Source organism: Limnohabitans sp. Jir61, from assembly GCF_003063545.1.
Classification (GTDB): domain Bacteria; phylum Pseudomonadota; class Gammaproteobacteria; order Burkholderiales; family Burkholderiaceae_C; genus Limnohabitans.
This window is the reverse complement of the sequence record NZ_NESD01000001.1, coordinates 1229041-1242978: the sequence shown is the minus strand read 5'-3', so window position 1 is coordinate 1242978 and position 13938 is coordinate 1229041. Positions and strand designations below refer to the sequence as shown.

The 13938-nt window shown below is 49.7% G+C and carries 9 protein-coding genes and 1 tRNA gene; 4 read left to right on the top strand and 6 right to left on the bottom strand.

The features are described from left to right. The first annotated feature begins 9 nt into the window (after positions 1–9). A tRNA-Lys gene (locus B9Z35_RS05930) sits at positions 10–85 on the top strand. A 76-nt stretch (positions 86–161) separates the two neighbouring features. Here the strand turns inward: B9Z35_RS05930 and B9Z35_RS05925 are convergent. From B9Z35_RS05925 to B9Z35_RS05915, 5 genes are all read right to left on the bottom strand, one after another. After that, a complete protein-coding gene (locus B9Z35_RS05925) occupies positions 162–740 on the bottom strand; it encodes a recombinase family protein (RefSeq protein ID WP_108282685.1) in 579 nt (192 codons plus the stop codon). A 116-nt stretch (positions 741–856) separates the two neighbouring features. Further along, a complete protein-coding gene (locus B9Z35_RS05920; RefSeq protein ID WP_158268122.1) occupies positions 857–1384 on the bottom strand; it encodes an MASE1 domain-containing protein in 528 nt (175 codons plus the stop codon). Positions 1385–1449: 65 nt separating this feature from the next. Continuing rightward, the gene (locus tag B9Z35_RS12905) at positions 1450–1779 is read right to left on the bottom strand and encodes a hypothetical protein (protein WP_146178956.1); all 330 of its coding nucleotides are present in this window, start codon (positions 1777–1779) and stop codon (positions 1450–1452) included. A 66-nt stretch (positions 1780–1845) separates the two neighbouring features. Further along, positions 1846–2007 (bottom strand): hypothetical protein, encoded by a 162-nt coding sequence (locus tag B9Z35_RS12965; protein WP_158268121.1) that lies wholly within the window; start codon positions 2005–2007, stop codon positions 1846–1848. Positions 2008–2118: 111 nt separating this feature from the next. Continuing rightward, entirely contained in the window at positions 2119–2400 is a 282-nt protein-coding gene (locus B9Z35_RS05915; protein WP_108282683.1) for a tetratricopeptide repeat protein, read from the bottom strand. Between the two features lie 78 nt (positions 2401–2478). Between B9Z35_RS05915 and B9Z35_RS05910 the strand changes: the two genes are divergently transcribed. From B9Z35_RS05910 to B9Z35_RS05900, 3 genes are all read left to right on the top strand, one after another. Then, positions 2479–2958, top strand: coding sequence for a hypothetical protein (locus B9Z35_RS05910; RefSeq protein WP_108282682.1), 480 nt, complete (start codon positions 2479–2481; stop codon positions 2956–2958). A gap of 598 nt (positions 2959–3556) precedes the next feature. Continuing rightward, positions 3557–5065: a ShlB/FhaC/HecB family hemolysin secretion/activation protein gene (locus tag B9Z35_RS05905; protein ID WP_158268120.1), complete on the top strand. Its 1509-nt coding sequence runs from the start codon at positions 3557–3559 to the stop codon at positions 5063–5065. Between the two features lie 3 nt (positions 5066–5068). Continuing rightward, positions 5069–13504 carry a YDG domain-containing protein gene (locus tag B9Z35_RS05900; protein WP_108282680.1) on the top strand — a complete coding sequence of 2812 codons (8436 nt, stop codon included), beginning with the start codon at positions 5069–5071 and terminating at the stop codon, positions 13502–13504. On the opposite strand, the gene B9Z35_RS05895 is transcribed toward B9Z35_RS05900, so the two are convergent. Further along, complete coding sequence (locus B9Z35_RS05895) at positions 13501–13917, bottom strand: hypothetical protein (RefSeq protein ID WP_108282679.1); 417 nt, start codon at positions 13915–13917, stop codon at positions 13501–13503. The two genes, B9Z35_RS05900 and B9Z35_RS05895, sit on opposite strands and share 4 nt — an antisense overlap. Positions 13918–13938: the final 21 nt, after the last annotated feature.

The window sequence follows — 13938 nt, the reverse complement described above, 5'->3', positions numbered from 1 at the left end:
CTGCGTGATGGGACCATAGCTCAGTTGGTAGAGCAGCGGACTTTTAATCCGTTTGTCGTGGGTTCGACCCCCGCTGGTCCCACCAAAAAACATAATGTAATCAAGGACTTAGAGAAATCTAAGTCCTTTTTTCTTGCCTGAAAGTATAAAAGTGCATAGTTTTATACTTTTTCTGACTTAATACGTATTGAAATGATGCTCACACGAGACACACTGTACTGACGAGCAACGTCGCTCACAGAACGTCCTGCTGCAAGTAACGCACGAATTTCTTGTCTTTGGTCATCAGTCGTCTTGACCGGTCGTCCAAGTATCTTTCCTTGAGACCTTGCACGTTGTAGACCTGCCTGAGTGCGTTCCACCAACAAATCACGTTCCATCTCTGCAACTGCGACCAGCATTGTCAACAGCAATTTGCCAGCAACAGACGCAAGGTCCACCTTACCTAGTTGCAGAACGATGACTTGGATGCCTCTTGACGCAAGCAAACGCACTGTTTGAAGCACATCAACGGCATCACGACCAAGACGGTCAAGTTTTGAGACAACAAGTGTCTCGCCATCACGTATCTTGTCTAAGAGCAGGGAGAACTCTGCTCGTTGTGACGCACAGGTCTTGCCACTGATGCCTGTGTCTGAGAACCAGTAATCAAGTTTGAATCCAGCAGATTCAAGTTCAAGTCTTTGGTTTGATGTGTGTTGTGACGATGTGCTGACTCGTCCGTATCCAAAAACTGCCATTTGTGACCTTTGCGCTGTTAGAAAACGCTGTCACCATAAAGGTCCCGTTAGGAATGGCAAGCACTAGGTTTCTAACACTCTGTGAGGTCTATTGGCAGACTGTTAGAAATCGTTCGTTATCTGATGGTGTTTCTTCGTTTCATAACGTTCACAAATACTAAAAAGGAGAGCATGAAAATCATTCCTCCAAGGAAGTTACCTGTCATTTGCGAAACAAATTTAGGCAACAACTCTGACTCTTCTACGTGATTAACCGAGTACAAGAATAAGTAGTAGAAAGTTGCTTGTGAGAACGTTGCAATCAAGTCTATAAATGGCAATTGAGTAAATCTTAAATTTGATAAATCATCTGAGATTTTGAAGAACTTCAAAGCAAGAACAACACTTAAGAATGCTGATAAAGTATTAATTAATGAAACTGCTAAATGAAAAGAACTCGCTTCATTGGGGTAGACGCTTGGAACTACGATAAAGAAAGATCCAATGAAGATTCCAAGTGCACCCCACGCACGTCCAACTAAGCAGGCAAGAAGTCTGACTCCTGCGGGAAGAAAAATTATTGCGCCACTACTTTTAATTGCGTTTGCAAGACCTACCTCTTTAGAAGCGAGGTAGACGAGGATGTAAAAAATAGTGAAAAACAAGACAATAGCAATCTTGTCTCTCGCAAACTTAAAGAGTTCCTCTGTCCTAAGCATTTTCTAATGCATTAAGTAGCACTTTGTAACAACAGAGTACCTAATTTGGCAAAGTGTTCGTCGCTCTTTGCTGTTGGAGTTAGGTACTTGGTACGTCGGTTATTGCTTTCGTATTCAAATGTTACGTAACCAGCGTCAAGCAATTGAAACAGTTTTCTATGGATGGTTGCAGGTGAAGCGACATGAGTTAAACCCATTGCTTCAGTTATTGTTAGTCTTTGTCCAGCATCGGAACGCACCATGCAAATTTCAAGCAACTGCATGGAAGTTAAATCTAACCAATCTGCTTTAATCGCTAGGGTATTCTTTAGATTTAAGAATCTGATGAATGCCTCTTTCATAATTTATTCCTTGGTGTGTGGTGCGATGTTATTTTTTTAACAAATCATACCGTATTGACACTGGTGTCAGTTACGAATCACCACCACATCACAACTGCCTTTGCCGATGAATTTATCAATCTCGGCAAGGGCATTTTTCTTTGAGTCCTTGTCTGTTGGATTGACCGAGGACTTGGAGCAATCTAAGTCCTTTTTTCTTTTTAGCATTGCCGATTCGACAAAATTCAATTAATTATCCATTTAATTAAAAATACGATTAATCTTATGTAAATAAATTGGGCAAAAAAAGAGTTTCATAGAAACTCTTAAACCTTGGTGAAAACCGAAATCGAGGCGTGTTTATGCCATGGCCGAGTTGCCAGACAGATAGTTGGCGTAGTTGTGAGTCAATTGGTCGTAGGCTTGAGCGGCTTCATCAAATTTGTTTTGCTTTTGTAGCAGCCAGCCATAGTTGAACCACGCCACATGTTTGCATTCGTCTTTGCCGTGTTGCAGCCATTGGCGGTAAAGGTCAATGGCTTCTTGTACTTTGCCAGAGGCTTGTAACGTTTCCGCAGCTTGCGTTAGCTCACTGAGTGTGAAGCTTGTTTGCTTAGCGCCAGAATGAAAATGGTTAGACATGTGTCAACTCCTGAATATGTTTGCATGGATAGATGCATAATTTGTGCCAGATATAAATTGACACTTGCACTTAAATAAATGAAACCAATCACTTTACTGGCTGTGTCAACCTTGATGGTGTTGAACTTTGGCTGCGCCAAGGCGGCCGATCTATCTACATTTGACGATATTCGGTCGCAATACCAAAACTATCGTGACCCGACGCGTTTGTCTTACCTGTACAACCGCTGTGCGGCACTGCAGCTCAATGTTTCTGCGCTGCTACAGCGTAAAGGGCAAAAAAAGGGAGCGCAAGATTTTGAAAACCTCGCTCAGCATTTCATGGTGCTGTCTGAAGAGAATGAGCGTGAAATCGACCAAAAACGCGGCATGAAGAGCAAAGAAACCATGAAAACCGTGAGCCGCAACGTGGCCAATGTGTCTGAGGTGTACAGCAAACGTATGCGCGACAACTTTGCCAAACGGGGTGAATACATCGTGGGAGATACCCAGCTCGAGTCAGAGTTGGCAGAGTGCAACGTACCTGAACAATTTAAAAAGAAGGCGTCAATGAATTAATGGTTGTGGAGCGGCAATGTCAAAGAATAAGACATATGACGTTTCTTTGCCGCTTTATGTATCCACATGTAGACGATTTCATAAGCAATTTATTTTTAAAAATTAATTCAAAAGTATTTTTATTTTCGTTTATTTTTCCTTAAGTATATGTTTTTGGTGACGATTAAGCGGTGTCATCCAAGATTTTTTTATAAGTAGTGATTCTGTGAATTCTTAAGAGTTAACTTAAGAAGAAAGAATTTTAAAAGTATTTAGAGGCAGGCTTTTACCGAAAAATTTCGTAAATGAATGCTTTACTAAACAAATCTTGGCGGGCACTTTTTTTGCATAAGAAATGCAAATTGACTGAGTCCCCAACATGCCTAACAAGATTGTCCGTAATAAGTTTAAGCACTCAATGCTGCGATGCATTGATAAACACGCCATATCGGCTGGAGTCGCGGTATTCACTTGTTTGTCGATTCAAGCTGCGAATTTAAACGTAGATGCAGGTTCATTGCTGCGTCAAAGTGAACAAAATTTGAAAGCACTAAAACAAGCACCTAACACTCTAGCAGCTCCCACAAACCCAAGTCCTATTGCGCCTGCAAATCAAGCAATGGTGTTTGTCAAAGGATTTAACTTCATTGGCAACACGCTCATCAGCAGCGACGCTCTAACTCAACCGTTGGCTGCTTATGGCAACCGCAAACTCACATTTGCACAATTGAAAGAGGCCGTTGATCTTGTGATCAATACCTACCGTGATGCAGGTTGGACTGTGCGTGCATATCTACCTAAGCAAGAAATCGATGAAGGCATCGTCACCATTCAAGTTGTAGAAGCTGTTTTTGGCAAAGTCATTTTGCCCAAAGCTTCGCCCGATCGTGTGCCAACTGAGACCTTAATTCGCATGGTGGATGCTGCTCAGCCTGCGGGCAAAGCCATGAGCGCGTCGGGCATTGATCGAGCACTTTTGCTACTTGACGATTTGCCGGGCATTCAGGTGGCGGGCCACTTGGTGGAAGGTCAAAAGCATGGCGAAACGGACTTGCTACTTAGCGTGACCGAAGAGCCTTTGTTGTCGGGTAACGCCTCTTTTGATAACAACGGAAGCATCTCAACGGGGACCGAACGCCTCAATCTGAACCTATCGGTGGCCAGTCCTTTGCGCCTCGGTGATGCTTTAACGACTAACTTTTTGAAAACACAAGGCAGCGACTACAGCCGATTGGCCTATTCAGCTCCCACAGGCAGCGAAGGTTGGCGAACAGGTATTCACACCACGCTTTTGAATTACCACTTGTTAGATAAGTTTGCCATCTCTGGCGGATACGGTGCTGCAAAAACCACAGGCTTGGATGCTGCCTATCCATTGCTACGAGGACAACAACAAAACATCAATCTGGCACTGAGCTACGACGACAAGCGCTTTGACAACTTCATTTCTTCTGGCCCCGTTTCCACCTACAAGCTCAATGTTTACAACATCAACTTAAGCGTTAACCAAACAGATAGTTGGCAAGGCGCAGGCTCAAGCAATGCGTCGGTAGGTGTATCGCAAGGCAGTGTCAATTTAGATGGATCGGCTAACCAACCGTCAGATGCAGGTGGCCCAAACACAGCAGGTCGATACAACAAGCTCAATTTGAACTTAAGCCGTATACAGACATTGACACCATCATTGAATGCATTCGTCGGCATGGCATTTCAAACGGCCAATAAAAACCTCGACTCTTCAGAAAAGCTTTACCTATCTGGCGTGAGTGGTGTTCGCGCTTATCCCTCTGGCGAAGGTGGTGGTTCAACGGGACACACGCTGACCGCTGAACTCAGACAGCGCCTGCACAATGAATTCGTGTTGACTGGTTTTTACGACTATGGCCATGCCAACGCATTCAAGAACAACGCGAGGGCAGATGGCACCGGTGACAACGCGGTCGTGAACAGCCACGCCCTTCAAGGTTATGGCGCCACGTTGAACTGGCAAAGCCAAAACGGTATCGATTTAAAAGTGACATGGGCCAAGCGTATTGGCAGCAATCCGTTGGCTCAGCCTAGCGGACAAGACACAGACGGTACTAAAAAAATCAATCGAATTTGGCTCAATGCAAGCGTCAACTTTTAAGGCATGAACCGGAACTATCGGCACGTTTGGTCGTACATCACCCAATCTTGGCACGTTGCGCCAGAGACAGCTCGCCGCTCAGGCAAGGGTGGTGGGGCTAAACGCGCCGCTGCGGCTTTTGTAGGGGCGTTAGCCCTTGTAACCTTAGGCGGAGTCGCTACGCTATCGCACGCTCAGCAAGCGCCACCGACAACACAACTCCCGACTGGTGCGAGCGTGATGCGAGGCGCGGCAAGCATCACGCAAACAGGGGCAACGATGGTGGTGAATCAAACCACGTCAAATGCTGTTGTTAACTGGAGCACATTTAATGTTGGGGCCAATGCACAAGTTAACTTCAACCTTCCAAGCAGCACTAGCACGACACTCAACCGTGTCACAGGCTCAAATCCAAGCCAAATCTTTGGGCAAATAACTTCCAATGGGCAAGTGTTTTTGGTCAACCCCAGTGGGGTGTATTTCGCACCCTCTGCCCAGGTCGATGTTGGGTCACTGACGGCCACGACCCACAGCATCAGTGACGACAACTTCATGACGAGCAAGTACCAGTTTGAGCGAAACGGTACAACAGCCAAGGTGGTCAATGAAGGAAAACTCACTGCAGCACTCGGTGGCTACATCGCTTTGCTCGCACCGCAAGTACAAAACTCAGGCGTTGTGATTGCCAAAGCTGGCACAGTGGCCATGGCTGCAGGCGAGGTCGTCACCCTTAACTTTTCGGGCAGCAATAGCCTAGCCGGTATTTCTACAACGCCAACCACCATTGCCAGTTTGGTTGAAAACAAACTGGCGGTACAAGCCCCCGATGGTCAAATTATTTTGTCAGCTGTGGCGTTGAACAAGCTTCAAGCGGGCGTTGTCAAAAACAGCGGCACCTTAGAAGCCAACAGCTTGGTCAGCAAAGGGGGCAAGATTGTTTTAGAGGGTGATGAGATCACCCTAGCCACCAACAGCAAGATAGACGCATCCGGCGCAACCGGCGGAGGCACCGTGCTTGTCGGTGGCGAGTGGCAGGGCGGTGGTCAGCTTCGTCAAGCCACCAAGGTGACGATGGAAGCCGGTTCACGCATTGATGCAAACGCGATCAACCAAGGCGATGGCGGACAAGTGGTGCTTTGGAGCGATGTCAAAAATGAAAACGCCCAAACAGTTGTCGCAGGCGCTATCTCTACGCAAGCGGGGGCACAAGGTGGGCAGGGTGGTCACATTGAAACCTCTGGCCATCACTTGGAGCTCAAGGGCCAATTTCAAGCAGGCAACCAAGGCCATTGGCTCATTGACCCCATCGACTTAACGGTCGATGCGTCTACTGCCAACGTCATCAATTCTGCCCTCGAAGCAAACACTGCAGTGAGCGTACAAGCCAGCACAGTCGCCACATGTACGGTGAGCTGTACCAACACAGTGGCAGGCGGTGGTAATTTGTATGTCAATGCTCCGCTGACATGGACCACCAATGCATCGCTCACGCTATCGGCAAGCAACAACATCTACATCGCAGCCCCCATCACCTCCAGCGGTACAACGGCTAGCTTGAACTTGTTCTATGGCGGCTCTACCGCCAGTTCAGCGCCCAGCGCTGGCACCTATTACCGGTTGGACATGACCAATGCCGGCAGCAACTACATCTCTATGACGGGCAGTGGCGCGCAGTTGAAGATTGGCAATCAGTCTTACACCTTGCTTCAATCCATTGCAGACCTTCAGCTAATGGCCGCCACGGGCGGTTATTACGCGTTGGGTCAGAGTTTGAATACACCTGCAACATATACAAACGCTGTGTATGCAGGTAATTTCCAAGGCAGTTTTGATGGGTTGGGCAATACCGTCAGCGGTATTCGTTTGGTCAATAGCTGCACAAGCACCTGCAACATTGGTTTTTTTGCACAAGCATCCAACGGGGCCAAAATTAGCAACCTGTTGCTCAATGAGATATTCACGCTGACGGGGCCGTCCACAGGTTCGGCCACTTACTCTAACTATGCTGTCGGTGGTTTGGTCGGGCGCGTCACGGGCGGTACGAGCGCGGCACCCAATACGTTTTCTGGCAACGGCATCACGTTTGTGCAAAACACAAGCAACGTGTCAACGCTGAGCATCAATGGCTACTGGGGCGGGGGCATCATTGGCCAGACTTATGGCGCAAGCGCTGTCTACAGCCAAATTTCAAACAGCGTCGCAAGCTTGAACGTCAACAACACGAACGTCTTAGGCATCACTGCATCATCGATAGGTGGCATCGTGGGTGATGCCAGCGCATCAACCAGTGGCTCTGCGCCGGGGAGCGGAGGTCAGATCAACATCTCTTCCACCTACGTGTCCGGCAATATTCAAGTGAAGCAAGCGGGCTACTGGGGCGTGGGTGGCTTGATTGGGCAGGCGTATGGCACGCCAGTGGTGGCGAATAACTCGTACACCTATTTTGAACCGGGCTCACTGACCAGCACATCAGGCACGATCTCGGTGGGTGGACTCATGGGATGGGCCCCCTCGTTAACGCTCACCAACAGCTACTCAACCTACGGCAGCAACGCCAGCTCGAATTCAAGTACGCATGTTTACTACGGCACGAGTCTGACCGGAAACAACACTTTGCTTCCTGGTTTGGATGCAAGTTATTGGCAGCTCAGCGGTGGTGCCATCGTCTTAAAAAACTTGCCCGTGCCATCGCCTGCTCCTGGCGTCCCTATCTATGTGTATGAAACAGTCACAAACGGTTTTTATGGAAACCTGACGTTTTCGTATTCGCTCTATGACGGTAGCTTGACCCAAGTGGTTCAAGGCCCTAGTCTGAACGTGAGCGGTGTTGCCGCGTACAACATCAACAACAGCACCGACGCCGGTACCTACAGCATCAAATATGTATCGGGACTAGTTTTGGGCGGGACGATGTCCTCAGGCTATTCGCTCTACGCCTACCCAAGCACCTACACAATTCAAAAAGCACCGCTGCAAGTGAGCGTCAATAGCGATGCCAAAGCTCAAGGGCAGGTCGACACACCAGGGTATGCCGGTGTGTCCTACAGTGGTTTTGTCAACGGTCAGTCTAGCGCGGCGCTTGGCGGTACGCTCGCCATTGCGCGCAACACGAACCCTCCTGATGGCAGCACGGTCGTTAACGGCTCACCCAACAGTGAATCGATAGGCACATTCACAGGGGCACTGACAGCGTCTGGACTCACCTCAAAAAACTATGACTTCGCCTATGTGCCCGGAAATTATCAAATTCTTCCAGCCAATCAATTGGTGGTCCGAGTTGCAAACCAAACCGCTTCATACGGCAGCACACCCACATACTCTTTAAGTTCGGTTCAATACTTTGACTCTGTATCGCAAAGCACGGTTGATTTAACGTCTCGTGCGAGTCTCAGTGGCAGTGTGGTTACCGTCACAGATCCCAATGGTGGGAGCGAACAATTTTCTTTGGTCCCGCAATCTCCGAACACCAGCAGTGCCTCGCATTCCCTGGTCACAGGCACTTATCAATTAGGTGCCAGCGGTATTTCTAATAGCTCGACCTTGAGTAGCCCAACGGTAATTGGTAGCTTGACGGTTATGCCGACGGCCATCACACCAAGCTTGACCCAAGCACCGAGCAAAGCCTACGACGGCGCCCGCACACTTAACTTCAACAACCTGTCATTCAACTTGTCTGGCTTGGTGCCAAACGATGTCGTTTCACTGGGCGGTACGGGACTGTTTGCCAGCAAGACCCTTGGGGCTGCAAACGTTGGATACACACTGTCGGGCTTGACGCTCAGTGGTGCAGATGCTGCAAATTACTATTTGCCATCGGCGAGTACAAGCATTACGGGAAGCAACGGAACCATCACAGCGGCACCATTGGGCATCTCTTTGCAAGCCGTCTATTCAGGTGCGACCACCGTCACGCCCACCAGCTACACATTGACGGGGTTAGTGGGGGGAGACGCCGCGGCCACATTGACGAGTGTGGTGGTTAACAACAAAAACGTGTCATCTGCCAATCTCGTCAGCTCTTTGGTGCTCTCCAATGGTGCGCAAGGTAACTATGTTCTGAACACCTCAAGCAATACTTCTCTTGGGACGAATACCACCAACACAGTGACGCTGAGCCGAGCGCCGCTGGGTGTCTCGGCGACGGCCGTGTATTCTGGATCCACCGTGATCACCCCAACAAGTCTCACGATGACCGGTTTGGTAGGCGTCGATGTAGGGGCAACCGCCAGTAACGTCACTATGAATAGCAAGGACGTTGGCGTTGCAAACCGCATCAGTTCATTGACGCTTTCAACCGGTGATGAAGCAAACTATACGTTGAATTCATCAGCCTATACGCCTGCAGGCAACAACACAACTAATACTGTCACCTTAAGTCAAAAAGCATTGAGTTTGACGGGGGCTACTGTCGCCAACAGCAAGGTCTACGACGGCACAACAAGCGCCAGTGTCACAGGAACTCCTGCGTTATTGGCTAGCGAGGCAGTAGGCACCGGTTCAAGCGCTGATGGTGTGCCGTACACCAGTGATGCTGTCATTCTGAGTGTTTCATCTTTAGCGGCAAATTACAACGCAGCGACGGTGGCAAGCGCAAACACCATCACCTTGAGCGGACTCAGTTTGAGTAGTTCAAACTATAAACTTCAAACGTACAGCGGCTCTATCACAAAAGCGCCGTTGGGCATATCTGCCAGCGCGGTCTACGCCAATTCCACAACGGTTACGCCGACGTCGGCCACGTTGTATGGCTTAGTACCGATAGATGCCGCTGCCACAGTGAGCAGCATGGTGATCGACAGCGCAAGCGTAGCCAGCGCAAGCAGCATCACCTCACTGACGCTGTCCAATAGTTCTCAGGCCAACTACCAGTTGAATGTCGGCGCAAACACCACGCCGAGTACCAACACCACGAATACGCTCACACTGACACGTAAAGCGCTAACCATCTCAAGTGGTGCTGTGACCAGCAAGGTCTATGACGGCACCACAAGCGCGAGCTTGACGGGCACGTTGAACGGCGTTTTAGGCGCCGATGTGGTGAGTCTGAGCACACTCAGTGGCACATTTGCCTCGTCTGATGTGGGCAATGGCATTGCAGTCACACCGAGTTATGCCATCACCGGTACAGGTGCTGCGAACTATTCATTGACTCAGCCAACGGGCCTCAGCGGCGCCATCACCGCCAAAGCATTGACCATTTCGTCTCCTTTGGTCACGACCAAGGTGTATGACGGCACCACCACGGCTGCATTGACGGGAACTTTGAATGGTGTGATCCCTGCAGACACGTTGTTGGTGAATCTTTCAACGCTCACAGGCACCTACGCGTCCTTCAATGCAGGAAGCGGCATTGCAGTGACCCCCAGTTATGCAATCTCGGGTACCAAAGCCAGCAACTATTCATTGACGCAGCCTGTAGGCATGACGGGCACGATCGTCACAAAAGATCTGACTATTTCAAATCCTCTGGTGACAACTAAGGTGTATGACGGCACAACCACGGCCGCATTGACAGGCACATTGAACGGCGTGATCGCAGCAGATGCTTCATTCGTCAGTCTTTCAACATTGACGGGAACGTTTGCCTCCGCCAATGCGGGAACTGGCATTGCTGTGACCCCAGCGTATGCAATTTCAGGCACAAAAGCTGCCAACTATTCATTGATTGAGCCAACAGGAATGACGGGGGGCATCAACAAAGCTCTGCTGACTTTGACCACCTCAGATGTGGTGAAGGTCTATAACGGCACCACGTCTGTGGCAGGGGCAAGCATAGCACCGAGCCTGGTGGTGACGAGCGGCACCTTGTACGCCAACGCCTCCAACGGTGGCGTGACGGATGCCATCAGCGGCGGCACATTTGCGTTCACAGATGCGAACGCCGGAACCAATAACAAAACCGTGAGTGTGTCTGGCGTCACCATTAACGATGGCAATGCAGGCGGTAACTACACCGTCAGCTATTTGGCCAACACCCATAGCACCATCAACAAAGCGCCACTGACGCTGAGCACCGCAGATGTGGTCAAGGTCTACGACGGCGCCACCTCGGTGGCAGGTGCAAGCACAGCACCTAGCTTGGTGGTGACGAGCGGCACCTTGTACGCCAACGCCTCCAACGGTGGTGTGACAGATGCCATCAGCGGCGGCACATTTGCGTTCACAGATGCGAATGCCGGAACCAACAACAAAACCGTGAGTGTGTCTGGCGTCACCGTCAGTGATGGCAATGCAGGGGGCAACTACACCGTCAGCTATGCGGCCAACACCCACAGCACCATCAACAAAGCACCACTGACGCTCAGCACCTCAGATGTGGTCAAGGTGTATGACGGCACCACCTCGGTAGTGGGTGCAAGTACAGCCCCCAGTTTAGTGGTGACGAACGGCACCTTGTATGCCAACGCCTCCAACGGTGGCGTGACAGATGCCATCAGCGGCGGCACATTTGCGTTCACAGATGCGAACGCCGGAACCAACAACAAAACCGTGAGTGTGTCTGGCGTCACCGTCAGTGATGGCAATGCAGGGGGCAACTACACCGTCAGCTATGCGGCCAATACCCACAGCACCATCAACAAAGCACCGCTGACTTTGACCACCTCAGATGTGGTGAAGGTCTACGACGGCACCACCTCGGTGGCCGGCGCAAGCACAGCACCTAGCTTAGTGGTAACCAGTGGCACCTTGTATAACAACGCATCAAATGGCGGGGTATTGGATTCGATCAGCGGCGGCACATTTACGTTAACAGATGCGAATGCAGGCACTAATAACAAAACAGTTAGTGTCTCTGGAATCACCGTCAGTGACGGTAATGCGGGGGGCAACTACACCGTCAGTTATGCGGCCAATACCCACAGCACCATCAACAAAGCACCGCTAACCGTGACGGGAGACAGCTCCACACAGATTTACAACGGCTTAAGCCAAATGAACACCTATTCGGTCAACGGTCTGCAAGGCACAGACACCGCTAACTCGATTGGTCTAAGTCTGTCAGGCCTTGCAAGCGGAACAAATGTTGGAACGTATGCAGATAGCCTGAGTGTTGGCACATTGAGCAATTACAACATTAGCACGGTGAATAACAGCTTGACCATCCATCCTTTGCCGGTGTCTTTATCCGGCACAAAAAACTTTGATGGCACCAGTTTGCTCAATACATCTGCGACGGGCAGCACCTTAAGCGTCAGAAATGCAGTGGCAAACACGTCGGTCAATGTGGTCGGTCGTGCTACCTTGGCCAGTGCTGCCCCCGGAAATCAAGGCGTTGTCGATTTCAATTCGCTCACTTTAGACAATCCCAACTACACACTCGCAGGCGCCAGTGGCACTGTCAACGTCGTTGATACAGCCCGCATCAATGTGCAGCCGCTCACCTTGGCAGAAACCTCTGTGTTGGTTGGTGGTGGTCAGCTCAAGGCACTCACCGCAGCGCAAATTGGCTTGTTTGATACGGTGCAATTACAGGTGTTTACGCCAGAAATTATCAATGCGCTCAGTTCAGAGCAGCTCGCAGGCCTGAGCGTTGATCAACTGAACAGCTTGAGTCAAGCTCAAGTTGCTGGCATTGATCCATCGCAAGTTGCATTCCTCACCACAACGCAAATTGAAAATTTATCGGCAGAGCAATTTGCCAATTTCACGCCGCAACAACTACAAGCCATGACCTTGGCGCAAGTTGCTGTCATGTCTGAACCGCAGCTCAAAGCAATGTCGCCCCAACAAATTGCTGCACTCAGCTGGCAGCAGTTGGCAGCGATGACACCTAAGCAATTGGCCTTGATAGGCAAGACACCCACGGCAAACGATGCGGCCACTCAGATGGGGCAATTGCGCCAAATGTCTGGACTTCAGGTTCGACAGATCACACCTGCTCAACTCAGCGAATTGACGCCCGAGCAAATCAAAGCCTTGGTACCCTCTCAGCTACAAGCCCTGACAACCCAACAGTTGTCAGCCTTGTCTCCTACACAGGTGGTGGCAATCACGCCCGCCCAGTTATCGGTGATGAGCCAGCGCCAACGCCAAATACTTGTGCCGGTTGATGTTGCGTTGAATGAGTCAAATGAATCAAGTATTGATGCCCCTGAAGAATCCGTGCAGGAACCGGAGTCGACAGAGTCAAACCCTCGATCTCCAGATCGAGAGCCTTCAAAATCTAAGCTCACCTTAGTTATGGTCGCTAATACCGGCGCCATGGAGAGCTTGCCCGAGGTCTTCAGTAGCTTTACCGTGCTGAGCAGCAGCGGCAAATTTGTGGAGTTTGAAGGGGGACTTGAAAACAATCACATTGTCATCGTGGTGCAAAACGATGACGCCAAAGACATGGTTCGCGATGAAATGCCACTCGTTTTAACAGCGGCACTAGAAACCATTAATGCATCAAGAGAAGAAGGCCAAGAAATTCTTCTCACCCAACTGGACGGATGGAAACTCGATTTCCGCTTAGCCTAGTGCGCAAGTCCTGGTTTTGTGTTGGTCGCTAATGACTGCATCTGCTCGATGGCTAAATCTAATGCGCCAAGTTCGACAGTTTTGTCCATCAATCGGGCTTTCAGAACGCCCGCGTGTGGCAGGGTAAGACCATCAACACCTAAAACTAAGCGTGTCGTATTTTCATTCTTAAACTCGAGTTGAACGGACACCTCAAAAATTGACTTGTCTTCCAGTTCGCAAACGAGGTTCAAATCGTGAACTGGTGCATCTTGTTTTTCACGCGACACGTAAAACAAGAAACTCAGCTTCGGCACAAGAACCGGAAAATCTGTAGATTTAAGGTTTTCAAACAGATCAATGATCGACACCTGGTTGGTCACCGAGTCCACAATCACCCGATTGGCAGCCACGGCAAAATAGACGTTCAACATAAAAGTTTTCTCATTCGCAAA